General features: G+C 59.3%; 17 protein-coding genes, 1 tRNA gene and 1 pseudogene. 14 read left to right on the forward strand and 5 right to left on the reverse strand.

What is annotated here, in order from left to right:
• Positions 1–95 (forward strand): annotated as a pseudogene (locus BUB78_RS20265) (IS66 family transposase); the annotation flags it as partial.
• A 1,011-nt stretch (positions 96–1,106) separates the two neighbouring features.
• Here the strand turns inward: BUB78_RS20265 and BUB78_RS06415 are convergent.
• Positions 1,107–1,192, reverse strand: a tRNA-Leu gene (locus BUB78_RS06415).
• A gap of 147 nt (positions 1,193–1,339) precedes the next feature.
• Between BUB78_RS06415 and BUB78_RS06420 the strand changes: the two genes are divergently transcribed.
• Positions 1,340–2,323, forward strand: a complete 984-nt coding sequence (locus BUB78_RS06420) for a complex I NDUFA9 subunit family protein (protein WP_073196257.1) — start codon at positions 1,340–1,342, stop codon at positions 2,321–2,323.
• A 12-nt stretch (positions 2,324–2,335) separates the two neighbouring features.
• Here BUB78_RS06420 and BUB78_RS06425 read toward each other — a convergent pair whose 3' ends face one another.
• Complete coding sequence (locus tag BUB78_RS06425) at positions 2,336–3,139, reverse strand: undecaprenyl-diphosphate phosphatase (protein ID WP_073196259.1); 804 nt, start codon at positions 3,137–3,139, stop codon at positions 2,336–2,338.
• A 217-nt stretch (positions 3,140–3,356) separates the two neighbouring features.
• On the opposite strand from BUB78_RS06425, the gene BUB78_RS06430 reads away from it, so the two are divergent.
• The 12 genes from BUB78_RS06430 to BUB78_RS06480 all read left to right on the forward strand — a co-directional run bounded on the left by BUB78_RS06430 (position 3,357) and on the right by BUB78_RS06480 (position 20,130).
• Positions 3,357–4,790 (forward strand): NAD(P)-dependent oxidoreductase, encoded by a 1,434-nt coding sequence (locus tag BUB78_RS06430; RefSeq protein WP_073196261.1) that lies wholly within the window; start codon positions 3,357–3,359, stop codon positions 4,788–4,790.
• Between the two features lie 83 nt (positions 4,791–4,873).
• Positions 4,874–9,406: a glutamate synthase large subunit gene (gene gltB / locus BUB78_RS06435; RefSeq protein ID WP_073196263.1), complete on the forward strand. Its 4,533-nt coding sequence runs from the start codon at positions 4,874–4,876 to the stop codon at positions 9,404–9,406.
• An 88-nt stretch (positions 9,407–9,494) separates the two neighbouring features.
• Positions 9,495–10,211, forward strand: coding sequence for a monofunctional biosynthetic peptidoglycan transglycosylase (mtgA, locus tag BUB78_RS06440; protein ID WP_073196264.1), 717 nt, complete (start codon positions 9,495–9,497; stop codon positions 10,209–10,211).
• Between the two features lie 60 nt (positions 10,212–10,271).
• A complete protein-coding gene (fzlA, locus tag BUB78_RS06445; protein ID WP_073196267.1) occupies positions 10,272–10,937 on the forward strand; it encodes an FtsZ-binding protein FzlA in 666 nt (221 codons plus the stop codon).
• Positions 10,938–11,003: 66 nt separating this feature from the next.
• Positions 11,004–12,053 carry a tRNA epoxyqueuosine(34) reductase QueG gene (queG, locus tag BUB78_RS06450; protein ID WP_073196270.1) on the forward strand — a complete coding sequence of 350 codons (1,050 nt, stop codon included), beginning with the start codon at positions 11,004–11,006 and terminating at the stop codon, positions 12,051–12,053.
• Between the two features lie 47 nt (positions 12,054–12,100).
• Positions 12,101–14,101, forward strand: a complete 2,001-nt coding sequence (locus BUB78_RS06455; protein ID WP_073196272.1) for a hydantoinase/oxoprolinase N-terminal domain-containing protein — start codon at positions 12,101–12,103, stop codon at positions 14,099–14,101.
• Positions 14,102–14,447: 346 nt separating this feature from the next.
• Positions 14,448–15,575: a TRAP transporter substrate-binding protein gene (locus BUB78_RS06460; RefSeq protein ID WP_073196274.1), complete on the forward strand. Its 1,128-nt coding sequence runs from the start codon at positions 14,448–14,450 to the stop codon at positions 15,573–15,575.
• A gap of 78 nt (positions 15,576–15,653) precedes the next feature.
• Positions 15,654–16,238 (forward strand): TRAP transporter small permease subunit, encoded by a 585-nt coding sequence (locus BUB78_RS06465; protein ID WP_073196276.1) that lies wholly within the window; start codon positions 15,654–15,656, stop codon positions 16,236–16,238.
• Positions 16,235–17,653, forward strand: a complete 1,419-nt coding sequence (locus BUB78_RS06470; protein WP_073196279.1) for a TRAP transporter large permease — start codon at positions 16,235–16,237, stop codon at positions 17,651–17,653. The genes BUB78_RS06465 and BUB78_RS06470 overlap by 4 nt, the downstream gene beginning before the upstream one ends.
• Positions 17,643–18,989 (forward strand): amidase, encoded by a 1,347-nt coding sequence (locus tag BUB78_RS06475; protein ID WP_073196281.1) that lies wholly within the window; start codon positions 17,643–17,645, stop codon positions 18,987–18,989. The genes BUB78_RS06470 and BUB78_RS06475 overlap by 11 nt, the downstream gene beginning before the upstream one ends.
• Before the next feature lie 15 nt (positions 18,990–19,004).
• Entirely contained in the window at positions 19,005–19,163 is a 159-nt protein-coding gene (locus BUB78_RS20660; protein ID WP_170865034.1) for a hypothetical protein, read from the forward strand.
• Position 19,164: 1 nt separating this feature from the next.
• Positions 19,165–20,130 carry a 2-hydroxyacid dehydrogenase gene (locus BUB78_RS06480; protein WP_073196283.1) on the forward strand — a complete coding sequence of 322 codons (966 nt, stop codon included), beginning with the start codon at positions 19,165–19,167 and terminating at the stop codon, positions 20,128–20,130.
• Between the two features lie 35 nt (positions 20,131–20,165).
• On the opposite strand, the gene mdoH is transcribed toward BUB78_RS06480, so the two are convergent.
• The 3 genes from mdoH to BUB78_RS06495 are packed head-to-tail and all read right to left on the reverse strand — an operon-like array spanning position 20,166 to position 24,777.
• A complete protein-coding gene (mdoH, locus tag BUB78_RS06485; RefSeq protein ID WP_073196284.1) occupies positions 20,166–22,049 on the reverse strand; it encodes a glucans biosynthesis glucosyltransferase MdoH in 1,884 nt (627 codons plus the stop codon).
• Positions 22,037–23,548, reverse strand: coding sequence for an OpgD/OpgG family glucan biosynthesis protein (locus BUB78_RS06490; RefSeq protein ID WP_073196286.1), 1,512 nt, complete (start codon positions 23,546–23,548; stop codon positions 22,037–22,039). The genes mdoH and BUB78_RS06490 overlap by 13 nt, the downstream gene beginning before the upstream one ends.
• A complete protein-coding gene (locus tag BUB78_RS06495; RefSeq protein WP_073196288.1) occupies positions 23,545–24,777 on the reverse strand; it encodes an OpgC family protein in 1,233 nt (410 codons plus the stop codon). Before BUB78_RS06495 ends, BUB78_RS06490 begins: the two co-directional genes overlap by 4 nt.
• Positions 24,778–24,782 lie beyond the last annotated feature (5 nt).

The raw sequence follows: 24,782 nt of genomic DNA on the forward strand, positions 1-24,782 counted from the left end.
CAAAATATGCGGATCACCTGCCGCTCTATCGGCAGGCACAAATCTACAGCCGCCAAGGGATCGATCTGGATCGCTCGACCCTGGCCGCGTGGGTACCCTGCACCCGGTGCCCTCCAAGAGCCGCCATATGAGGCCCAGAGAGGGTTCCTTGATGTTGTCCCTAACGCGCACCCTCATAGCCTTGATCACATCATCAGGAAGCGACTCACGCTTGGACCCCTCGGTCTCTGGTGGTGCATCCTTTCGGGTCAAGTCCATCCCTTTGAACGGGTTCGACGCCTTGCCCTCAAGATCGAACTCCTCGATTGCCAGAGTGACCATAGACACCAGCGTGTTACGCTCACGCCTGAGAGACCCAGCAGCCAGAAGAGACCCGTCAGCCTTCGTCTCCTTGAGAAGGAAATCCCTCAGCTTCCTCGCATGTTCCCTCTTGAGGTCCACCAAAGGGAGCTTGCTAAGGGGGCCTAAGGCCTTCTCTACACGGACACAAACGCGCTCAAGCTGGTCCCGCTTGTTACGCCCCTTCTCACCCTCAACACGCTCAGTGAAATACATCTTCTTCGCGTCCAGCATCGTGACAGGAGGCTCATCGCGCTCTTCATGATCGTTGTTCGGGTCAAGGACTGCCGCGACCAGCACCGGGTCAGCCCCTCTCAGACGGAGATCATCGGCCAAAACTTCCCGCCTATCGTCACCTTCATCACCATCATCAGGCATTCCCTTGATAGCGGCCAGCATGGCCTCCGCCTCGGCAACTGATTCTCGCCAATGCTCCAGAGGTGAAAGCTGCCCAGCGCCCGCAGCTTTGCGCTTGGCCTTGGCAACGATCTTGTCGAACTCGGCCAGAAGGGTCTCCCGCTCGATGACCAAAGCAACCCCCTCACGCGCCTTCATTGGCACCTGAAAGAACTCATCCTCGAAAAGATGAGCAACGGCCTTGGGGTAGCGCTTACGGAACCGTTTACGGCCCCCTGATAGCACATCAACATACTTGAGTTTCATCATCATCACCATCGCTTGTGTCCCATATGTGTCCCGATTTGTGTCTCGGGATGGACGCGAAGTGCCTGATATACTTGAAAAACAGGGCCTTCAAGAGGCCGGTATGGTGCCCAGGAGAGGACTCGAACCTCCACACCCTTGCGAGTACTAGCACCTGAAGCTAGCGCGTCTACCATTCCGCCACCTGGGCAGGTGTCGTGCAGCAGGCATGTATCCTTCGACAAAAGCAGTGTCAACGCCGATTTCGCTGTTAACCGGCATATTGCCTTATCACCTTGTCGAAACCGCTTTGGGGCGGTAGGAAAGTCAGCAAAAGCGCAGAGCGAAGGGGCCTTTCATGTCAAAGCTTGTAACCATCTATGGCGGATCAGGATTTGTTGGCCGTTACATCGCACGGCGTATGGCGCAAGCGGGCTGGAGGGTGCGGGTGGCGGTGCGTCGCCCGAACGAGGCGATGCATGTCAAACCCTACGGCGTGGTCGGTCAGGTCGAGCCGGTGTTTTGCAATATCCGCGATGATGCCAGCGTGCGCGCCGTGCTTACGGGCGCGGATGCCGTTATCAATTGCGTCGGCACGTTTGACCGCAAGGGGCGCAACAGCTTTCAGGCGATCCAGAACGAAGGTGCCGCTCGCATTGCCCGGCTTGCCGCCGAAGAGGGTGTTGCCCAGCTTGTGCATATTTCGGCCATCGGCGCCGATCTTGAGTCCGATAGTGCCTATGCCCAAAGCAAGGCCCAGGGCGAGGCCGGCGTGATCGAGTATTTCCCGAACGCCGTGATTCTGCGGCCCTCGGTTGTCTTTGGGGCCGAAGATCAGTTCTTCAACCGCTTTGCCGGGATGACGCGCTTTGGCCCGATCCTGCCTGTGGTTGGCGCCGAGACCAAGTTTCAGCCGGTTTACGTGGATGATGTTGCAAAGGCCGCCGTTCTGGGTGCGACGGGCAAGGCCGAGCCCGGCATTTACGAGCTTGGCGGCCCCGAGGTGGCAACCTTTCGCCAGCTGATGCAACAGATGCTGACGGTGATCCGCCGCCGCCGCCTTATCGTGAACATTCCCTTTGGCATCGCCTCGGTGATGGGTGGGGTGATGGATCTTATCCAGACCGTGACGCTGGGCCTCGTGCCCGCGCAGATTACCAGCGATCAGGTTAAAAGCCTGAGGGTGGATAATGTCGTGGCGTCGGGTTCCCGCGGCTTTGCCGATCTTGGGATCACCCCGGTTGCAGTCGAGACGGTCTTGCCGGACTACCTCTGGCGGTTCCGCCCTGCGGGACAATACGAGGCGATCAAGGAATCCGCGAAGAATCTGCGCGCGCATTAGGCCCTGACGCCGTCAGAGATAGGCAAATCCCAACAGGGACAGGCCCAGAATGATCCGGTAAATAACGTAGGGCGTAAAGCTGACGCTGCGCAAGAGCCGCATCATCAGGGTAAGTGCAAGCAGGGCCGCGCCAAATGCAAACAAGGCCGCAATTGCCCCATCGCGCAACAGCGCCATGTCAGCGTCCACCGCCACCTTGCCTCCAAGAAATACGCCACTTGCAAAGATCGTCGGCACCGACATCAGCATCGAAACCTTGGCGGCATCACGGCGTTCATAGCCGAGAAACCGCGCGCCGGTGATCGTAATGCCAGAGCGCGACGTGCCGGGAATTAGCGCAACTGCCTGCCAGAGGCCGGTTATAATGGCGTCCCTGACGTTCCAGTCCTCGGCGGTTTTCACGCTCTTGCCGGTTTGATCCGACCAATAGAGCAGCAAACCAAAGATAAGTGTGGTCCAGCCAATTACCGCGACTGATCGCATTTTGTCATCCAGCCCGGTCAGTTTGAGCAAGAGGCCACAGGCAATGACCGGAACCGAGGCGATCAGCAAAAGCAGCGCCAGCCGCGCGCCGGGGGTATCGACGCGCCCGCGTACCAGACGTGCAAGCCCGATGATCGCGTCGCGCAAGTCGCCCCAGAAATAGATCGTGACTGCCAAAAGGGTGCCGATATGAACCGCTACATCAATCATTTGTCCCTGATCTTGAAGGCCGGTCAGCGCGGGCAAAAGAATCAGGTGACCCGAAGAAGAGATCGGCAAAAACTCGGTAACCCCCTGAAGGATGGCCACGAGGAAAATATGAAATAGCGGCATTGCCAGCGTCCTGCTCGGGTTTTCCGCTGCTATAAATTATTTTCTTTCAAAGGCAAACGCCATTATACATCCGAATCGGACTTAATTTTGGATGTTTCTACAAGCGACTTCTGCTGTGCAGCGAAAATAATTTCACAATAGGTCATAGCTTATGACTTTTAATTGAGTTTCGACTATTATAAAACCCGCTTCACAACCAGAGTCGGGAGGGCTTGCAGTGGCTAAGCAACCAATGTTGAAATTCATAAGCGTAGACCGGGTTATGCCCGAAAAACGCGGTGCCGATAAACGGCGCGAGGATTTCCATGAAATCTATGCAGAATTCGCGGATGCCAAGGCCAAGGAACAGGCCAGCCGTTGCAGCCAGTGCGGTGTGCCCTATTGCCAGACCCATTGCCCATTGCACAACAACATCCCCGACTGGCTTCGCCTGACCGCCGAAGGACGGCTCAAGGAAGCGTATGAACTGAGCCAGCTGACCAACACCTTTCCCGAGATTTGTGGCCGCATCTGCCCGCAGGATCGCCTGTGTGAAGGCAACTGCGTGATCGAACAATCCGGTCACGGCACGGTCACAATCGGCGCGGTCGAGAAATACATTACCGACACCGCATGGCAGGAAGGCTGGGTCGAGACCATCACGCCCGCGCGGGAACGCGCCGAGTCTGTTGGTATCATCGGCGCTGGCCCCGGTGGCCTTGCGGCGGCGGATGTGCTGCGGCGCGTCGGCATTCAGGTGACGGTTTATGACCGCTATGATCGTGGTGGCGGTCTGCTTACCTATGGCATTCCGGGCTTCAAGCTTGAGAAAGACGTGGTCATGCGCCGGGTCAAGCAGCTTGAAAAAGGCGGCGTGACTTTTGTGCTCAATTGCGATGTGGGCAAGGACATCACCTTTGATGAAATCCGTGGCAAACACAACGCGGTCATGATCGCGACCGGCGTTTACAAGTCGCGTGATCTGCAAGGGCCGGGCGCCGGTGCAAATGGCATCGTGCGCGCGATTGACTATCTGACCGCCAGCAACCGGGTGTGTTTCGGCGATACTGTGCCCGAGTTTGAAAGTGGCGAGCTGAACGCCGCAGGCAAGCGCATTGTCGTGGTCGGCGGCGGTGATACGGCAATGGATTGCGTGCGCACGGCGATCCGTCAGGGCGCGAAATCGGTGACCTGTCTTTATCGCCGTGACCGCGAGAACATGCCCGGAAGCCAGCGTGAAGTTCAAAACGCCGAGGAAGAAGGCGTCAAGTTCGAATGGCTGAGCGCGCCCAAGGGTTTTGCCGGTGATCCGGTGACTTCGGTAAAGGTACAAAAGATGCGCCTTGGCGCCCCCGATGCCACGGGCCGTCAAAGCCCCGAGCCGATTGAAGGCGCCGAGCATGACGAGCCCGCCGATCTTGTGATTAAGGCGCTTGGGTTCGAGCCAGAGGATCTTCCGACGCTGTGGAATCAAAAGGAATTGGAAGTGACCCGTTGGGGCACCATCAAGGCCGAGTTCACCAGCGGGCAAACCGCGATGGACGGTGTATTTGCCGTTGGCGATATCGTGCGCGGCGCCAGCCTTGTGGTTTGGGCGATCCGCGACGGACGCGATTCTGCGGCGGCTGTTCTTAATCACCTGAACGCAGCGCAGGCCGTCGCGGCCGAATAGAATTCACGCGCGGTTCATGCCGCACAAGCACCCGAAACAGGGAAGCGTCCCTGACCCACCGGGTAGACGAAGGGTTAAAGAAAATGACGAAGTTTGATTCTGACTGGGCCGTTAAAGAAGAAGCCAAGCGCAAGTGGCTGGCCGAGAATGGCATGTATTCCGAGGAAGAAGAGCATTCTTCCTGTGGCGTCGGCCTTGTGGTGTCGATTGACGGCAAGCCAAGCCGCCGCGTTGTGCAGGCCGGCATTGATGCCCTCAAGGCGATCTGGCATCGCGGCGCGGTCGATGCCGATGGCAAGACCGGCGATGGCGCGGGTATTCATCTGCAAATTCCGGTGCCGTTCTTTTATGACCAGATCCGTCGTACCGGCCACGAGCCCGAACAGGATCGCCTGATCGCGGTCGGCCAGGTGTTCTTGCCGCGTACCAACTTTGGCGCGCAAGAAGCGTGCCGCACGATTGTCGAAACCGAAGTGCTTCGCATGGGGCACACGATCTATGGCTGGCGTCACGTGCCGGTCGATGTGACCTGTCTTGGGGAAAAGGCGAATGTGACCCGCCCCGAGATCGAACAAATCTTGATCACCAATGCCAAGGACATCGACGAGGAAACCTTCGAGCGCGAGCTTTACGTGATCCGTCGCCGGATCGAAAAAGCCGTGAACGAAGCCGGGATCAGCGGGCTTTACATCGCAAGCCTGTCCTGCCGCAGCATCATCTACAAAGGCATGATGCTGGCCGAACAGGTCGCGGTGTTCTACCCCGATCTGATGGACGAGCGCTTCAAATCCGCCTTCGCCATCTATCATCAGCGCTATTCGACCAACACCTTCCCACAGTGGTGGCTGGCGCAGCCGTTCCGCATGCTGGCCCATAACGGCGAGATCAACACGCTCAAGGGCAATGTGAACTGGATGAAAAGCCACGAAATCCGCATGGCAAGTGGCGCATTCGGCGATCTGGCCGAAGATATCAAGCCGATCATCCCGCAAGGATCAAGTGACAGTGCCGCGCTTGATGCTGTGTTCGAGGTTCTGGTGCGCGCCGGGCGCAATGCGCCGATGGCGAAAACCATGCTTGTGCCGGAATCCTGGTCAAAACAGGCCGAAGACCTCCCCGCTGCATGGCGCGATATGTATTCCTATTGCAACTCCGTGATGGAGCCTTGGGATGGCCCCGCCGCGCTTGCGATGACCGATGGGCGTTGGGTGTGCGCCGGGCTTGACCGTAACGGCCTGCGGCCGATGCGCTATGTGGTGACAGGTGATGGCCTTGTCATCGCGGGGTCCGAGGCCGGAATGGTGCCGATTGACGAGGCGACCGTGAAGGAAAAAGGCGCGCTTGGGCCGGGTCAGATGCTGGCCGTGGATATGGCCGACGGTAAGCTTTACCACGATTCCGAGGTCAAGGATAAGCTCGCCAATGCCCAGCCCTTTGGCGAATGGGTTGGCAAGATCAACGAGCTTGACGAAAAGCTGGCCGTTGTCAGCGAAGCGCCGATTTTCACCGGCGCAAAGCTTCGCCGTCGCCAGATCGCGGCCGGCTATAGCATCGAGGAACTGGAGCAAATCCTTGCGCCGATGGCCGAGGATGGCAAAGAGGCGATCGCAAGCATGGGCGACGACACGCCAAGCGCGGTTCTCTCCAAGCAATACCGCCCGCTTAGTCACTATTTCCGCCAGAACTTTAGCCAGGTCACCAACCCGCCAATCGACAGCCTGCGCGAGTTCCGGGTGATGAGCCTTAAGACACGGTTCGGAAATCTCAAGAACGTGCTGGATGAATCAAGCGCGCAGACCGAGATTTTGGTGCTGGAAAGCCCCTTTGTCGGCAACGCCCAGTGGCTTGAGATGATCCGCCAGTTCAACGCCGATGTGACCGAGATTGATTGTAGCTTTGCACCCGGCAAGAACGCGCTGCAAAAGGGTCTGGAACGCATTCGCGCCGAAGCCGAGGATGCCGTCAGAAGCGGCTCTGGTCACCTGATCCTGACCGACCAGAACCAGGGTGAAGATCGCGTCGGCATGCCGATGATTCTGGCCACAAGTGCGGTCCACAGCCATCTCACGCGCAAGGGTTTGCGCACCTTCTGTTCACTGAGCGTGCGGTCGGCCGAATGTATCGACCCGCATTATTTTGCCGTGCTGATCGGGGCCGGGGCGACCGTGGTCAACGCCTATCTTGCCGAAGACAGCATCGCCGACCGGATCGAACGTGGCCTGATTGATGGCTCGCTGACCGAAGCGGTCGCCCGTTATCGTGCCGCGATTGATCAGGGCCTGCTCAAGATCATGTCGAAGATGGGAATTTCGGTGATCTCAAGCTATCGTGGTGGCCTCAACTTTGAGGCGGTCGGCCTTAGCCGTGCCATGTGTGCCGAGTATTTCCCGGGTCTCACCAGTCGGATTTCCGGCATCGGCGTCAGCGGCGTTCAGGCCAAGCTTGAAGAGGTCCACGCCCGCGCCTATCGCGGCGGGCAGGATATTCTTCCGATCGGCGGCTTTTACAAGGCGCGCAAATCGGGCGAAACCCACGCTTGGGGCGCGCAGACCATGCATATGCTTCAGGTCGCCTGTAACAAGGCCAGCTATGAGATGTGGAAGCGCTATTCCACGGCGATGCAGGCCAATCCGCCGATCCACTTGCGTGATCTGATGGCGATCAAGCCGTTGGGCGCCGCGATCCCGATTGAAGAGGTCGAAAGCGTCACGGCGATCCGCAAACGCTTTGTCACGCCGGGCATGTCGCTTGGGGCGCTGAGCCCCGAGGCGCATAAGACCCTCAACGTGGCGATGAACCGGATCGGTGCGCGCTCTGACAGCGGCGAAGGCGGCGAAGACCCCGCACATTTCACCCCCGAGGCCAATGGTGACAACCCGTCGGCCAAGATCAAACAGGTCGCATCCGGCCGGTTTGGTGTCACAGCTGAATATCTCAATCACTGTGAAGAGCTTGAAATCAAGGTGGCCCAGGGCGCCAAGCCCGGTGAGGGTGGCCAGTTGCCCGGCATGAAGGTGACCGACCTTATCGCGCGTCTGCGCCATTCGACCAAGGGCGTCACGCTTATTTCACCGCCGCCGCACCACGATATCTATTCGATCGAGGATCTGGCCCAGCTGATCTATGATCTCAAACAGATCAATCCGGGCGTAAAGGTCACGGTCAAGCTTGTGGCGCAATCGGGCGTTGGCACGATTGCCGCCGGAGTGGCCAAGGCCAAGGCGGATGTGATCCTGATTTCGGGTCATAACGGGGGCACCGGGGCAAGCCCGGCCACCTCGATCAAATATGCCGGCCTGCCGTGGGAAATGGGTCTTACCGAGGCGCATCAGGTTCTGTCGATGAACAACCTGCGCACGCGTATCACCCTGCGCACGGATGGCGGGCTTCGCACCGGGCGTGACATTGTCATGGCCGCGATGATGGGCGCCGAGGAATACGGCATCGGCACCGCCGCACTGATCGCCATGGGTTGTATCATGGTGCGCCAGTGCCAGAGCAACACCTGCCCGGTTGGCGTTTGTACCCAGGATGAGGCGCTGCGCGACAAGTTCACCGGCAATGCCGAAAAGGTCGTGAACCTGATCACGTTCTATGCCCAGGAAGTGCGTGAATTGCTGGCCAGCATCGGTGCGCGCAGCATGGACGACGTGATTGGCCGCGCCGACCTGTTGACACAGGTCAGCCGTGGCTCGGCGCATCTGGATGATCTTGACCTCAACCCGATGCTGATCACGGTCGATGGCGCCAAGGACCAACGGTATGACCGCAACCGCCCGCGCAACGAGGTGCCCGATACGCTTGACGCCGAAATCGTCAACGACGCGCAGCGGTTCCTTAACGATGGCGAAAAGATGCAGTTGCATTACGCGGTGCAAAACACCGACCGCACCGTTGGCACCCGGATTTCAAGCCATATCGTGCGGAAGTTCGGCATGCGCAACAGCCTGCAACCCGATCACCTGACGGTGAAACTGACCGGAAGTGCCGGGCAGTCGCTTGGGGCCTTTGCCGCGCCGGGCCTCAAGATCGAAGTGTCGGGCGATGCCAATGACTATGTCGGCAAGGGTCTGTCGGGCGGCACCGTCGTGGTGCGCCCGCCAATGTCGAGCCCGCTTGTGGCGGCCGACAATACGATCATCGGCAATACCGTGCTTTATGGCGCGACCAACGGCTATCTTTTCGCCGCCGGGCGTGCCGGCGAACGCTTTGCCGTGCGCAACAGTGGCGCCAAGGTGGTGATCGAGGGCTGTGGCAGCAACGGCTGTGAATACATGACCGGCGGTGTCGCGGTGATCCTTGGCAGCATCGGCGCCAACTTTGGTGCCGGGATGACGGGCGGCATGGCATATCTTTACGATCCGGATGGCCGGGCCGAGAACCTGATCAATCGCGAAACACTGGTCAGTTGCGCCGTAACAGAGCCACATTGGGAGGCCGAGGTTAAGGGCCTTATCGAACGGCACGTTGAGGAGACCGGAAGCCGCAAGGCCCAGGATATCCTGCAATACTGGGACATCGAAAAGGCCAACTTCCTTCAGCTTTGCCCTATCGAAATGCTCGACAAACTTGCCTATCCGCTTGGTCACAACAAACAGGCCGTGCCAGCGGAATGATCAAAACGACCGGGGGCGATGCAAAGTCACCCCCGGTTCTGACGTAAAGCGGGTTTTGCATCGCCGCGCGCGGCGCTATAGCTAATCCATGGCAAAGGCGCGCAAATCATCTTCTTCAAAACGGGTTCGAGTGGCCCCGCTGGCGTGGGTGCGTCGTTGGCTGCTGCGCTATGCGGTGATCGCGGCGCTTATCGTGATGGGCGTTATCGCCGCCCACCGCGTGATCACCCCGCCCCCCACCTTTTACATGGGTCAGGAGGCGCGCCGCCTTGGCAAGATCGACTATACTTGGGTGCCGATCAACGAGGTGGTCCCGATCATGCCGCGCGCCCTTGTGGCCGCTGAAGACGCGAATTTCTGTCAGCATTGGGGGTTTGATATGTCCGCCATTCGCACCGCTATTGCCGAAGGATCAGGGCGCGGCGCTTCGACCATAAGTCAGCAGGTGGCCAAGAATACCTATCTCTGGCACGGGCGTAATTGGTCCCGCAAGGCGCTTGAGGCGGTGATAACCCCGCTGATCGAGGCGTTTTGGCCAAAGCGCCGAATTCTCGAGGTTTACCTGAATGTTGCCGAGTTTGATGAAGGTGTGTTTGGCATTGCCGCCGCCGCCCGGCATTACTTTGGGGTCGGCCCGGGCGATCTAAGCGATGTGCAGGCCGCCCGCCTTGCCGCGCTTTTGCCCGATCCCAAGGGGCGCTCTGCGAGCCGGCCAGGCAAAGCGCTTCGCGCGCGGGCGGCTCAAATCCTTGACGGAGCGGCCACCATCCGCCGGGATGGGCGCGCTGGTTGTTTCGAGGATTGAAAAACCCGCGTAATGTGGGCATTGAGGGTCAACCATCTGGACCAAAGGTAAAACCGCACTATGGCCAAGCTTTTTCACGTTCCGCTTTCGCCCTATTGCCGCAAAGTGCGGCTTAGCCTCGCGGAAAAGAAGATTGAATGCGAGCTGGTGGAAGAACGGTATTGGGAGCAAGATCCCGATTTCCTGCGTCGCAACCCGGCCGGCAAGGTGCCGGTGCTCAAGATCGACGGCAAGACGATGTCTGAAAGTGCGGCGATTTGCGAATACCTTGAGGAAAAATACCCAGAGCCCAGCCTTATGCCCAAAAGCACCGATGCGAGGTACGAAGTGCGCCGAATCGTAGGCTGGTTTGATGACAAGTTTCACAGTGAAGTCACCTCAAAGCTTGTCGGGGAGCGGGTGAATAAAAAGGTGATGAAACTGGGCTTTCCCGATAGCCGCAATGTCAAGGACGGCGCGCGGGCAATCAAGTATCACCTCGATTATATGGCATGGCTGCTGGATCATCGCCGTTGGCTTGCCGGTGACGTGATGACGCTGGCCGATTTCGCCGCTGCCGCGCATCTGAGTGCGCTCGACTACATCAGCGACGTTGACTGGAACCGAAGCGAGGCGGTCAAGGATTGGTACGCCAAGATCAAATCGCGCCCGGCCTTTCGCAGCATTCTGGCCGATCAGGTGCCGGGCTTTCCGCCGCCTGCGCATTATGCCGATCTGGATTTCTGAATTTGGGGGCGCTGCCCCCATCGCCCAAGGGGCGATTCCCCCGGGATATTTAGGGAAAGAAGAAACATGGCCACGCTGAAACAGAGACTTGTTCAGCAGGCCATGTCCGAAGGATTTGACGCCTGCAAGCTTTGTCGTCCCTGGGATGTGCCACTGGTACCGGAGCGTCTGGCGGCGTTTATTGATCGTGGGTATCACGGGCAGATGGACTGGCTTGCCGAGCGTCAGACATGGCGAGCCAACCCGGCGGCCCTCTGGCCCGAGGCGCGCACGGTTATCATGCTTGCCGAGAGCTATACGCCCAAGGATGACCCAATGGCGACGCTGGGGCAGAGGGATGTTGGAACAGTCTCTGTTTATGCGCAAAACAAGGATTATCACGACACGGTCAAGAAGCGGCTAAAGCGGTTGGCGCGGTGGCTGATTGCCGAGGCCGGCGGCGAGGTGAAGGTGTTTGTCGACACCGCCCCGGTGCCCGAAAAGCCGCTTGGACAGGCCTCGGGGCTTGGCTGGCAGGGCAAACACACCAATCTGGTCAGCCGGGATTTGGGCAGTTGGTTCTTTATCGGATCGGTTTTTACCACGCTGGATTTGGAAACCGACCCTGCGGAGGTGGATCATTGCGGATCATGCCGTGCCTGTCTCGATATTTGTCCGACGGATGCCTTTCCCGCCCCTCATCAGCTCGATGCGCGCCGTTGCATTTCTTATCTCACGATCGAGCATAAAGGGCCGGTCGATGAAGACCTACGGACTCGGATGGGCAACCGCATTTATGGCTGTGATGACTGTCTGGCGGTCTGTCCCTGGAACAAATTTGCCGTCGAGGCACGCGAAGTCAAATACCATGCCCGCGACGACCTTAAAGCGCCCAAGCTGGCCGATCTGGCGATGCTTGACGATGCGGCATTTCGGGAAAAGTTTTCCGGCAGCCCGATAAAGCGGATTGGGCGAGATCGCTTTGTGCGCAATGTGCTTTATGCGGTTGGCAATTCGGGCGATCCGACACTAAGCGCTGTGGCGGGTGAATTGTGCAATGACCCCGATCCAACCGTCGCCGAAGCGGCCCGTTGGGCGGTGAAGCGACTGAGAGATGCCGCAAACGGGCTGGCATAAGCCGCAAAGCCGGTTAAACCCGAAACAAACGGAAAAAGGATCGGTGGATGACCTTGCTTTTGGGGGTGGATACGGGCGGCACCTATACGGATGCGGTCTTGATCAGGGACGAGCGCGAAGTGATTGCGAGCGCGAAGGCGTTGACCACGCGGCATGATCTTGCGTTTGGCATCGGCGCCGCGGTGGCGGCGGTACTTGCCGAAGGAGAGGTGGATGCAGGCGAGATCGGGCTTGCCTCTTTGTCGACCACGCTGGCCACCAATGCCCTTGTCGAAGGACAGGGTGGGCGCGTGGGCCTGATCTATATCGGGTTTCGCGACGCGGATCTGGCGGCGCATGGTCTTGCCGAGGCTTTGGGTGGTGATCCCGCCCTTGTGATCGCTGGCGGTCACAACCATGCAGGTGGTGAAGCCACGCCACTGGAGAAAGACGCACTTTTGGCCTGGTTAGAGACTGATCATGGTATTTCGGCCTTTGCTGTTGCTTCGCAGTTTGCGACCCGCAACCCGGCGCACGAGCTTGCCGCAGCCGCGATCATTCGTGAGGTGACCGGGCGGCCGGCGTCGTGTTCTCATCACCTTTCGGCGCGCCTGAATGGGCCGAAACGGGCGTTGACCGCCTTATTGAATGCACGGTTGATCGGGATGATTGCGCGGCTTATCGACAAGGCCGAGGGCAAGCTGCGCGATCTTGGCGTCGAGGCACCTCTGATGGTGGTGCGCGGCGATGGTGCGCTTATTTCCGCCGATCAGGCCCGCGAACGCCCGATTGAGACGATCCTGAGCGGACCAGCGGCGAGTATTGTCGGCGCGCGCTGGATGACGGGAGCGGATCATGCGCTTGTCTCGGATATTGGCGGCACGACCACCGATGTCGCCGTTCTGCGCGATGGTCGGCCCGCGATTGACCCGGCGGGTGCACAGGTAGGCCCCTGGCGCACGATGGTCGAGGCGGTCGCGATGCGCACCTTTGGTCTTGGCGGCGACAGTGAGGTGCATGTCAGGGATGAGGGCCTTGAAGGCGGTGTAACCCTTGGGCCGCGTCGCTTGATCCCGATCAGCCTTATGGCGACCGAGGCGCCTGAGCTTGTTCATGCGGTTCTGGAGGAGCAATTGCGCGCCGCCGCGCCCGGTGAATATGACGCGCGATTTTTGCGCGCCGTGTCAGGGGTCGACGGTGGCGGCCTAGGCGAGCGCGAAGCAGATCTGCTTGTTCGGATTGGCGACGGGGTGCATCCGGTGGGACGCATGCTCAAAACCCGAATGGAAAGCCAGGCGTTGCAGCGCCTCGTGCGGCGCGGTCTTGTCCAGATCGCAGGAGTGACCCCATCAGATGCCAGCCATGTTCTGGGGCGGCTTGAGGCCTGGGATGGCGAGGCCGCACAAAAGGCGTTGACGCTTATGGCGCGCAAGCGGACGGGATCGGGAAACACACTTGCGCAAACGCCAGAGGATATGGCGCAGATGATCGTGGATCAACTCACCCATCAGACGAGTTTGGCCTTATTAGAGACTGCTTTTGCCGAAGAGAATGTTGATTTTGGCCTGCCGCCTGCGCAATTGGCGGCGCATGTCTTGATGCAAAAAGGGCTGGATCAGCACGCCGGGCTTTTGCGGCTGAACACCGGGCTCGCGGTGCCGGTGATCGGGCTTGGCGCCTCTGCCGCGAGCTATTATCCGGCAGTTGGCGAGCGGGTGCATACCCATATGATCCTGCCCGAACATGCCGGGGTTGCCAATGCAATCGGCGCGGTTGTTGGTCGAATCACGATCCGGCGCAGTGGCACTGTGACCTCGCCCGCCGAAGGCAAGTATCGCGTTCACCTGGAAACCGGGCCCGAGGATTACGCCGCCTCTGAGGTTGCGATGCAAGCGCTTCAATCCGCACTCGAGGCCGATGCCCGCGCCGAGGCCGAGGCGGCCGGTGCCGCAGATATCCACGTCACGGCCCGGCGAGAGGTTAAACAGGCACAGGCCGAAGCGCGGCAGGTGTTTTTGGAAGCAGAAATTACTGTCGAAGTCTCGGGCCGACCAAGAATTGCCGTATAAGGAGGGCTGAGGGCCCTGCCCCTCGCGCCCGGAGTATTCAGGGACGGGCAATAACAGCTCGCCGAGGCCCGTGCGTGAATGATTGTCGTGCGCTGAATAGGTGGAGTTTTCCGTCGGGTTTGGACCGGCTTTGGATGGTTTCCAAGGAAAAATGCCTAATCTTCCCGAAAAACAGGCCAAGTTGGTCAAATATTCTTACCAGAATGCTTGTTTTTGGTCCCAGAACCAGTAACATCGCGCAGGCGTGGCGGGCCGTCTCGCGTCGAATCGCCTGTGCGGTTCTACATGCTCGCCATCATAAATGCGATTATTCGCAATTAGAATTAGTACGTAATGGGAGGAAACCATGACAGACAAGGCAAAATTGGACCGGCGCTCGTTCTTGCAGCGCGCGGCCTTTGCCGGGACCGCTGCAGCAGGCACGCTGGCAGCACCGGCCGTATTGGCGCAAGCGCCGATCGTTCTCAAAATGCAGACATCCTGGGGTGCGGGCAACATCTGGCAAGAATTCGCACAGGATTATGCCGATCGCGTTGAAGCAATGTCCGGCGGTCGTTTGAAAATCGACGTTCTGCCCGCAGGCGCGGTTGTTGCGGCTTTCCAGGTTCTGGACGCGGTGAACGATGGTGTTCTGGATATGGCGCACTCTGTGCCGGTCTACTGGTACGGCAAGAACAAAGCGGCGTCGCTGTTTGGCACCGGCCCTGTCTTCGGCGGTTCCGCCACGACAATGCTGTCATGGTTCTATGAAGGTGGCGGTAAGGCCCTTTATGACGAGCTGACACAAGACATCCTCGGGATGGACGTTGACGGCTACATGGGCTTCCCGATGTTCGCACAGCCCTTTGGCTGGTTTAAAGAGGAAGTGAACACCGTCGACGATCTGAACGGCTTCAAGTACCGGACCGTTGGTCTGGCGGCTGACCTTTTGCAGTCGATGGGCATGTCCGTTGCTCAGCTTCCGGGCGGCGAAATCGTTCCCGCGATGGAGCGTGGCGTGATCGACGCGTTCGAATTCAACAACCCGTCGTCGGATAAAGACTTTGGCGCGCATGACGTTGCCAAGAACTATTATCTGTCGTCCTATCACCAGGCGTCGGAAAGCTTTGAATTCCTGTTCAACCGCCTGACGATGGAAGATATCGGTCCCGATCTGGCCGCGATCCTCAAGTACGGCGTTGAAGCGGCTTCGACAGCGAACACCGCAAAAGCGATGCGTCGCTATTCTTCGGACCTCAAGTGGCTGCAGGAAGAAGCGGGCGTTAACGTGCACCGCACCTCGGAAAACATCCTTGCCGGTCAGCTCAAGGCCTGGGACGAACTGATCCCGCAGCTTGAAGAAGATCCGTTCATGAAAAAGACCCTCGACAGCCAGCGCGCCTGGGTCGAGCAAGTCACCTATTACGAGATCATGAACGCGCCGGATTATACGCTTGCGTATAACCACTACTTCCCCGGCAAGCTGAAGATGTGATCTCAGATAAAATCTGACTTGATGAAGGCCCCGGCGACACATACGCCGGGGCCGCTTTTCAACTGAAAGGGGGCTCGTGTGATTAGTTTCATACGTTTTGCCGACAACCTGTCGGCCTGGTTTGGCAAATCCTTTGCCTGGCTCATCGTCCTGATGGCCGTTGGCACCGGATACGAAGTTGTCGTCCGCTATGTTTTCAACAATCCGACGGCCTGGGCGCTTGACGTGTCCTTTATCATGTACGGCACGCTGTTCATGATGGGTGGCGCCTATACCCTTTCGCGGGGCGGGCATGTTCGGGGCGACTTCCTTTATCGGCTCTGGCAGCCGCGTAATCAGGCGAAGATCGATTTCGTGCTCTACATCATCTTCTTCTTTCCCGGCGTCATCGCTCTGGTTCTGGCAGGATGGAAATACGCCGCGCGGTCCTGGTCTTATGGCGAGGTTTCGGTCAACAGCCCTGCGGGCGTGCCGATCTATCAATTCAAGACCGTGATCGTTGTCGCCGGTCTTTTGCTGTTCATTCAGGGCATCGCCCAGGTTTGCCGCTGCATTCACTGCATGCGCACCAATGAATGGCTTCCCGCCGATGAAGACGTCTTTGAGACCGAAGACCTGCTGATGCAAAAGGCCTCTGAGGCCGAGAAGGATGCACATCCATGACCGATCCCCAAATCGCCCTGATGATGCTGGGCCTGTTCATCATCTTCGTGTTTCTGGGCTTTCCGATTGCCTTTACGCTGATGGCCATGGGCATTGGCTTTGGCTATTACGCCTATTTTGACGCGCGCCGTATGTGGCGCAGCTTTGACCGAATGGCCGACGATACCGGCTGGCTTGATTCCACAGGCCTCTGGATAGAGGGGTTATTTAATAACCGAATATTCGATTTGTTCGTGAACCAGACGTTCACGGTCATGTCGAACGAGGTTCTGACCGCTGTTCCGCTGTTCCTGTTCATGGGTTATATCGTCGAGCGCGCCAATATCGTTGACCGGCTGTTTTCGACGCTGAATATCGCGGCCAAGAACATGCCCGGCTCGATGGGTGTTGCGGCGCTCATCACCTGTGCGCTGTTTGCCACCGCTACCGGTATTGTTGGCGCGGTTGTCACGCTGATGGGCCTGCTGGCGCTGCCGGCGATGCTCAAGGCGCGGTATGATCCGTCATTCGCCAGCGGCATTATCTGCGCGGGTGGTACGCTTGGTATCCTTATCCCGCCGTCGATCATGCTTATCGTCTATGCGGCGGCCTCGAACGTGTCGATTGTCCGTCTTTACGCGGCGGCGCTATTGCCCGGCCTGACGCTGGTGACCCTCTACCTGATCTATGTCATCGGTCGTTCCATCCTTCAGCCGTCGATCGCGCCACGCCCGACCGCAGAGGAAGTGCCCGACATTCCCAAGTCGCAACTGGCGATCATGATCCTGACGTCGCTTGTGCCGCTGGCCTTTCTTATTCTCGCTGTGCTTGGCTCGATCCTGTTCGGTCTTGCCACCCCAAGCGAGGCGGCCTCGATCGGTGCATTGGGCGGGATCTTCCTTGCCTTTGTTTATCGAGCGATGACATGGCAGCGGATGCGCGAGAGCGTCTACCTGACCGTGCGGACCACCGCGATGGTGTGCTGGCTTTTTGTTGGCTCTTACACCTTCTCGGCCGTGTTCTCTTATCTTGGTGGCGAACATCTGATTTCAGAGTTCGTTCAGGGTCTGAACCTTAGCCCGCTGATGTTCCTGCTGCTTGCGCAGCTGATCATCTTCCTTCTGGGCTGGCCGCTTGAATGGTCCGAGATCATCATCATCTTCGTGCCGATCTTCCTGCCCCTGCTGGCGTTCTTCCAGATTGATCCGCTGTTCTTCGGCATTCTGGTCGCGCTTAACCTTCAGACCAGCTTTCTAACGCCACCAATGGCAATGTCGGCTTACTATCTGAAAGGCATCGCGCCACCGGAAATCAAGCTGACCCAGATCTTTCGGGGGGTCATGCCCTTCCTGTTCTGTGTCTTCATAGCCATGGCGATGATGTACATCTTCCCGCAGATCGTGTTTTATCTGCCGGAGCTGATGTATGGCAAATAAGGCCGATATCCTGATGCTGGACGCTTGCACCCTACGCGAGCGTCTGGCAACCGGCGCGCTTAGTGCCCTGGAGGTGGTCGAGGCCTCGATCGAAAGGATTGAGGCCCGCGAACCCGAAGTCCACGCCTGGGCGTGGTTTGATCCCGAATTTGCCCGCCATCAGGCGCGCCAACTGGATATCCATCGCCAGACCGGGCGCGCCATCGGGTCGCTGCACGGGTTGCCCGTCGCCCTGAAAGACATCATCGACACCGCCAAAATCCCGACCGAAAACGGCTGTGAGATTGATAAGGGCCGGGTGCCGATCAAAGACGCCGCTATCGTCGAGAAACTAAAGACGGCCGGCGCGATCATCATGGGCAAGACGGTCACCACCGAGCTTGCCTTTATGCAGGCCGGACCGACCTGCAACCCGCATAACCTTACGCATACACCGGGCGGCTCGTCTTCGGGGTCTGCTGCGGCGGTCGCGGATGGCATGGTGCCGCTGGCGGTTGGCACGCAAACCGGCGGCTCGGTCATTCGACCGGCATCTTATTGCGGCATCACCGGGTTCAAGCCAAGCTTTGGCGCGATCCCGCGCACCGGCGTTCTGATGCAGTCGCCAACGCTCGACACGGTCGGCGTTTTCGCCCGTACCCCCGCCGATGCGGCCCTGATCGCCGAGGTGCTGTTTGGCTATGACGAGGCCGATTCTGCCACCCGGCCAGAGCCGGCACCACCGCTGCTTGAGATCGCCACCTCGGAACCGCCGATCAAGCCAATCTTTGCCTTCGTCAAACCGCCCGGTTGGGACGATGCCGACCCCGAGCTTCACGCCGCCTTTGCCGAATTGGCCGAGGCCCTTGGTGACCGGATGTTCGAGGTTGAACTTCCCGCGCCCTTTGGCGATGCCGCCATGCTGCGCGAGCGGGTGAACTTTGCTGAAATGGCGCGTTATTATTACAGCTATGGCAACAAGGGCGCCGACCGCCTTGGCCCGCTGACCCTTGAGGCGCTCAGCAAAGGCAATGCCATTCTGGCGCGTGATTATCTCGCGGCATTGGACTGGGGCGATGTGCTTTATGCCGGGCTTGATGAAATATTTGAACGCTGCGATGCTATCATATGCCCCGCCGCCATGGGCCCCGCTCCCGAGGGCCTTGAGTTCACCGGAAGCGCGCTTTTCAACGGGCTATGGACATTCGTCGGCGCGCCCGCGATCACGATCCCCGCGTTTACGGCCGAAAACGGTCTTCCCATGGGGATTCAGCTTGTTGCCGCACGCGGCAATGATGCGCGGCTTTTACGTAATGCAAACTGGTTCCAAGGCTGGCTTACCGATGCCGGCGCTTAACAAAAGGACAGACACATGAACAGATTCCTTGCCCTCTTCGCCTTTGCGGTTTTCGCAGGATTTCTTTACATTCTGGCCAGCAAGATCGGCGAGCTTGACCTCTGGCTGGTGACCCTTTTCACGGCAGCCCTTGCGGCCTATGACTTCCTGACATCCAGCAAAAACAAGAGCTGATATGTCGGACAAGCCCGTTATCTGGATTCCGCGCCGGCTTTCCGATGCGACCTTGGCGCGTGCGCGCCGCGACTACGAGGTCATCGTAAACGAGGATGACACCCCCGGCAGTGCCGAGGATATCATCGCGATGAGCGCCCGTGTCGATGGCATGATCCCCTGTCATTCCGAGCATTTCAGCGCCGAGGTGGTGGCACAGCTTGATCCGCGCCTCAAGATCGTTGCCAACCATTCGGTCGGTGTAGATCACTGTGACCTGCCCGCGCTTGAATCGCATGGTGTGGTGGTGACCAACACGCCGGATGTTCTGTCCGATGCCACCGCCGAGATTGCCATGCTGTTGATGCTGGGCGCGGCGCGTCATGCGGTTGCCGGGGACCGGATCGTGCGCACCGGCGCCTGGGATAGCTGGTCACCCTCCTTCATGGTTGGCAAACAGGTCACTGGCGCGCGTATCGGCATTGTCGGGATGGGCCGTGTCGGTCGCGCGTTCGCGCGCAAGGCACGCGGGTTTGACATGGAAATCCACTACCACAACCGCTCGCGCCTTTCGCCCGAGGATGAGGCCGGTGCGATCTTTCACGCCGACGTCGATAGTCTGCTTGAGGTGTCCGATTTCCTGTCACTGCATTGCCCGGCAACGCCCGAGACAAAGAAATTACTGAATGCGGAACGTCTGGCGCGCTTGCCGGAGGGGGCCGTGATCGTCAACACCGCGCGCGGCGCTTTGATCGACGAAGCCGCACTTTTGGAGGCGCTCGATTCCGGTCACATCGCCGCCGCAGGGCTTGATTGCTTTGAGGTGGAGCCGGGCGGCAATCCGGCCTTTGCGAGCCATGACAACATCTTCATGCTGCCCCATATCGGAAGCGCCACCCGCGCCACGCGCGACGCCATGGGGTTTCGGGCGCTCGACAACCTTGATGCGTTTTTTGCAGGCAAAGAGCCGGGTGACCGGCTGGTTTAAATCAGCCGTGGCGATAACGATGCAAGCGTGGGACTCTACTCCGCCGCGATAGGAGGTTGTATTGTGTCCTGAAACAGCGCCCGGTGAGAGCGGGCCAGTTTCAGAATTGGCGGCGTCTCAAGCATTTCGGGCGTTGCCATAAGGTGGCGCAGCCCGCGTCGAGATCCAAGCCGCGCACCCGACACCATCGAAAGCGGCACCGCCAGCACAAGGCTAACCGCGATTGGCAACAGCCAGAGCGAGACCATACCCGCCAGCATGCCAACCCCAAGCAACGCACCGCTAAGCGTTTCAACCGCGTGAAACTTGAGCACCGTTGCCGGGCCATAGGTGCCACCCTTGCGGGCCTGTGGCGACCAGGTTGGCCGGACGCCGATCACCGTACGCAGCACCGCCACCAGCTGTTGCACCATCATGATCGGGGCAAACAGGATTGACAGAGCAATTTCGGTCGCAAGAGACAAAACAAACCGCGCCCCGCCACCAAACCGCACAATCCGCACATCGGTCAGGCCAAGCGCCATCGCGCCCATCACCTTGGGCGCAAGAAGCATGCCATACATGAACACAAGGATCAGAACTGAGCTGACTTGGCTCATCTCGGGCCAAACCGGATAAAGCGGGTTCTCGACCGAGAAATAGGTGATCACGCTATCGGGTCCGTTGCCCAAAAGCGCCCAGATCACCAAAAGCCCGAACCAGGCAGGCGACAAAAGGTAACTGATCGCGCCATGCAACAGGTGAAACCGCGACACCGCATGCAAGCCGCGCGTGCCCAACAGGCTAAGATGTTGCAGGTTGCCGTGACACCACCGCCGGTCGCGCAGCGCGTAATCAATCAGGGTCGCGGGCGGCTCTTCATAGCTGCCGCCGATTGACGGCATGAACCGCACGGCCCAACCGGCGCGACGCAAAAGCCCGGCTTCGACAAAATCATGGCTCAGGATCAGGTTGCCCTTGCCCCAAAGCGACGGCATGCGCGGCAGGCCGGCGCAATCGGCAAAGGCGCGGGTGCGCAGGATGGCATTGTGACCCCAGTAATTGCCCTCGGGGCCGGTCCAGCCGGCGAGGCCCTCGCTGAGAAGCCTGCCATAGACCGAGGCCGAGAATTGCTGCATCCGGCCAAACAGGGTATCCGAGCCGACCACAAGCGGCGCCGATTGAATAAGCCCGGCCGAGGGATCGGCGGCCATTTCATCGCTAAGACGGATAAGGGCATCGGCGCTCATAAGGCTATCAGCGTCCAGAACCACCATCGCGCCATAGGCCGCGCCCCAGTTTTCAAGCCATTGCGCGATATTGCCAACCTTGCGTTCGGTGTTTTGCACGCGCCTGCGATACCAGACCCCTGCGCCCGGCGGCAGAGCGGCGCGCAGCGTGGCAAAGGCGCGCTGTTCGGCAATGGCAATGGCGCCATCCTGGGTATCGCTCAGAATGAAGAGATCGAATTTATGGGCGGCTCTGGCCTGATTGAGCGCCATCACCATGGCGCAGGCATTGCCGAAGACTTCGGCGGGGTCTTCGTTATAGATCGGCACCAAAAGGGCAACGGTCATCGGCGCCGGTCGGGCGGGCGCACCCGCAGTTTTGCGCATAACATAACAGGCCAGCCCAAGCGTCGCCGTACCAACCGCCAGAGCGATCCAGAAGAATGTGACCACCACCAGCGCCAAAAGCACCCATTCAAGCCACCACATCCCCCCGGACGACAACCAATCGGCAAAGGCCATGCCAAGCGCGCCGGTTGTGGCAATGGCGGGCAGGAACGCCGCCGCACGGCGCCACCAAAAGCGCCCGACCGGCACCCAACCGGGCGCGCGCGGGTCGCGGTGCGCGCGGCGCAGGCTCTGAACCGGGTGGGCCATCGGGCTTGGCGGCGGCATATGCGCCGAGTTTGGAAAGGGGGTCAGGCGGTCCATCGGTATAACCACACCTCGGTCACCGAGCGCCCCTGATAGAACAGTTGCGCGCGCAGTTCCGCCGCAGTGACATCGCCGGGCTGAAACGAAAACGCAAGCCGCGGCCCGCCGGTATCGGGGTTGCGTTGCACAAGCCCTTCGGACACCTCAAGCCGGTTCGAACTGACGTGGATCACAAGATTCTCAAGGTCATCGGGTAGCGCCTCGTGCGGGGCAAAATCTATCGCCACCACCTTTTTCTCGCCATGGGTAAAGCCCCTGCCGATCCGGGTGTTCAGAACCTGCGACACTGGTTTCTTGGTCTCGATCTGATCGACCCAGGTCATGTGATAGCTAAAGCTGTGCTCGCTTCCCGCAGCGAGCGGATCGCGCGGGCGCCAATAGGCGACGATATTGTCGTAAATCTCTTTGTCGGTCGGGATTTCCACAAGCGTAACCGCGCCCCGGCCCCAATCTTCGCCCGGCGTGATCCAAACGCTGGGCCGCTTGTGATAGAGCGCCTCAAGATCGGCGAAATCGGAAAAACGGCGCTCGCGTTGCGCAAGGCCAAAGCCCTGCGGGTTTTCATCGACAAAGCTCGACACCTGCACGTCGCGCGGATTGGCCAAGGGTCGCCAGATCATCTCGCCCCGGCCATTGAGCACGCTCAACCCGTCGCTGTCATGCACAGCGGGGCGGAAATCATCAAACCGGTTACGGTTGGTTTCGTCGAAAAAGAACATCGATGTCAGCGGCGCAATCCCGATATTGCCAAGCTCGACGCGCGGGAACAGCGTGCAACTTACATCGACATCGGTCGCCTTGCCATTCGGGCGCAGGGCAAAGTGATAAATCCCGGTCACCGAGGGGCTTTCCATCAGCGCATGGATTTTATGCGTGGTCGCACCCATGGCGGGGCGTTCGATCCAGAACCGCGTGAAATCGGGAAATTCCTCGCCCTCGGGCGCGGCGGTATTAACGGCAAGCCCACGCGCCGACAGCCCGTACACGAGATCACGGGCAATCACCCGGAAATAGCTTGCGCCCTGAAACACCGCGTATTCCTGAAAGATCCCCGGCTTTTCAAGCTCGGCGCGCAGACGAACCCCGGAATACCCAAGATGCCCGTCAAGCGGTAGGTCGGGCGCCATGTCTGTCTTGTCAAACAGGCTGAAATCGAACGGCAAAACGCGGCTTTGGCCATCCTCGACAAGGTTCACCTCAACCGTGTTCGGGAAATAAAGGCCCGGATGAAACAGATCGAGGCGCAGCGGATAATCGGTATCCGACCAGATCGCATCACTGCTGCGAAACCAGATCGAGCGGTATTCGTCATAAGACATATCCTGCCAGGCCTGCGGCACGGTTGCGCGCTTGGCATAGGGTTTGCGTGCCACATCGCGGGCAAGGTCAACCAACCCCTGTTTGGAAAACGGCGTAGGTGCCGCCTCATCGGCGCGGGCAAACGCCGGGCAAAGCGCAAAGGCCGCAACGGATTTCAAGAGGTCACGACGGATCATTTCGCCACCCGCCAAGGGTGCGATTTGAACCACGCAACGGTATAGGCCACCACAATCAACGCGCCAAAGCCGACGAAATTGGCCAGCGTCATGTTCCAGGTGGTGCGCCCGACCTGATCCATCACAAAGCCCGAGAGGCGCGCAAAGAACATCGAGAACACAAAAACCGCGAGCGATTGCTGTCCAACCTTTAGGATCATCGCCAAAAGGCCGCGCCAGAGCCGCGCAAGCATGCCCTCGCCACTTACCTTGAGGCGCGCACCACCCTCGCCCGCCGCGACCCAGCACAGGTAGGCAAGCGCAAGAAAATGTGTATATCGCAGAATGCCAAAGTCGGATTTGTTGAAGAGCCCCCGATGACCGACACGCCAGTCGCGCGCCCAGTCAAAGCCGAACTCTCGCACACCGATATTGGACAGCGGGATATTGGCAATCACAATGACCGCCGCCACCACAAGCAGCACAAGGTTCACCGGCGGTTTCGGAATCCAGCCGCGCATGAAGGCGAAGCCGGTGAAAAAGATAAGCTGCCAGCCGAAGGGGTTGAAAAACCACTTGCGGTCCGACCACGGCTCGGCCGGAAAGCCGAGGTGGAGATGGCTGAGGCCCAGCACCTCAAGCACCGAGCGCTGTGCAAACACCCAGATCAGCGCGATCACGCCCGCCACCGCCCAGAGGCTGACCCGGCTCAGGGCCATCATCAGCGGCATCATCGCCAGGATCACCATATACATCGGCAGGATGTCGAAATAATTCGGCACATAGGTGAGGGTGAATATCCCCACCAATTCGGGGCCGGGATCCTCGAAGAATTTCCACAGATTCAGCGAGCCGATATAGGTTTTGTCAAAATCACCAAGGTGATCAATCCCTGCCAGCAATGTGGCAATCGCGAAAAACATGCAGATGTGCGACCAGTAGACCTGCCAGACGCGGTGCCCGACGCGACCCGTCCCCAAGGCCCAACCGGCGCGATCAAAAGTTCGCCCAAAGGCAATGGCCGAGGCCATACCAGAGCAGAACACGAATATCTCGGTGGCGTCGGAAAACCCCCAACGCGCCGGAATCCAGCTTGTGAAGAAATTGCGCGGGGTGTGGGCGCACAAAATGATAAACATCGCGATCCCGCGAAAGAAATCCAGACGGATATCCCGGGTCGAAGCCACGGGTGCGGCAACGGCCTGAGGTGAGCGGCTATGGGTCATGGCCGGGTCGGCAACACTCGTCATGCGGT

This window comes from Roseovarius marisflavi (assembly GCF_900142625.1).
Classification (GTDB): Bacteria; Pseudomonadota; Alphaproteobacteria; order Rhodobacterales; family Rhodobacteraceae; genus Roseovarius; species Roseovarius marisflavi.

What these genes read in the sequence shown, in the direction of transcription:
- BUB78_RS06420 (WP_073196257.1), top strand. Translation starts at nt 1,340, where the DNA reads ATGTCAAAGCTTGTAACCATCTATGGCGGATCAGGATTTGTTGGCCGT.
- BUB78_RS06425 (WP_073196259.1), bottom strand. Translation starts at nt 3,139, where the DNA reads ATGCCGCTATTTCATATTTTCCTCGTGGCCATCCTTCAGGGGGTTACC.
- gltB (WP_073196263.1), top strand. Translation starts at nt 4,874, where the DNA reads ATGACGAAGTTTGATTCTGACTGGGCCGTTAAAGAAGAAGCCAAGCGC.
- mtgA (WP_073196264.1), top strand. Translation starts at nt 9,495, where the DNA reads ATGGCAAAGGCGCGCAAATCATCTTCTTCAAAACGGGTTCGAGTGGCC.
- fzlA (WP_073196267.1), top strand. Translation starts at nt 10,272, where the DNA reads ATGGCCAAGCTTTTTCACGTTCCGCTTTCGCCCTATTGCCGCAAAGTG.
- queG (WP_073196270.1), top strand. Translation starts at nt 11,004, where the DNA reads ATGGCCACGCTGAAACAGAGACTTGTTCAGCAGGCCATGTCCGAAGGA.
- BUB78_RS06455 (WP_073196272.1), top strand. Translation starts at nt 12,101, where the DNA reads ATGACCTTGCTTTTGGGGGTGGATACGGGCGGCACCTATACGGATGCG.
- BUB78_RS06460 (WP_073196274.1), top strand. Translation starts at nt 14,448, where the DNA reads ATGACAGACAAGGCAAAATTGGACCGGCGCTCGTTCTTGCAGCGCGCG.
- BUB78_RS06470 (WP_073196279.1), top strand. Translation starts at nt 16,235, where the DNA reads ATGACCGATCCCCAAATCGCCCTGATGATGCTGGGCCTGTTCATCATC.
- BUB78_RS06475 (WP_073196281.1), top strand. Translation starts at nt 17,643, where the DNA reads ATGGCAAATAAGGCCGATATCCTGATGCTGGACGCTTGCACCCTACGC.
- BUB78_RS20660 (WP_170865034.1), top strand. Translation starts at nt 19,005, where the DNA reads ATGAACAGATTCCTTGCCCTCTTCGCCTTTGCGGTTTTCGCAGGATTT.
- BUB78_RS06480 (WP_073196283.1), top strand. Translation starts at nt 19,165, where the DNA reads ATGTCGGACAAGCCCGTTATCTGGATTCCGCGCCGGCTTTCCGATGCG.
- mdoH (WP_073196284.1), bottom strand. Translation starts at nt 22,049, where the DNA reads ATGGACCGCCTGACCCCCTTTCCAAACTCGGCGCATATGCCGCCGCCA.
- BUB78_RS06490 (WP_073196286.1), bottom strand. Translation starts at nt 23,548, where the DNA reads ATGATCCGTCGTGACCTCTTGAAATCCGTTGCGGCCTTTGCGCTTTGC.
- BUB78_RS06495 (WP_073196288.1), bottom strand. Translation starts at nt 24,777, where the DNA reads ATGACGAGTGTTGCCGACCCGGCCATGACCCATAGCCGCTCACCTCAG.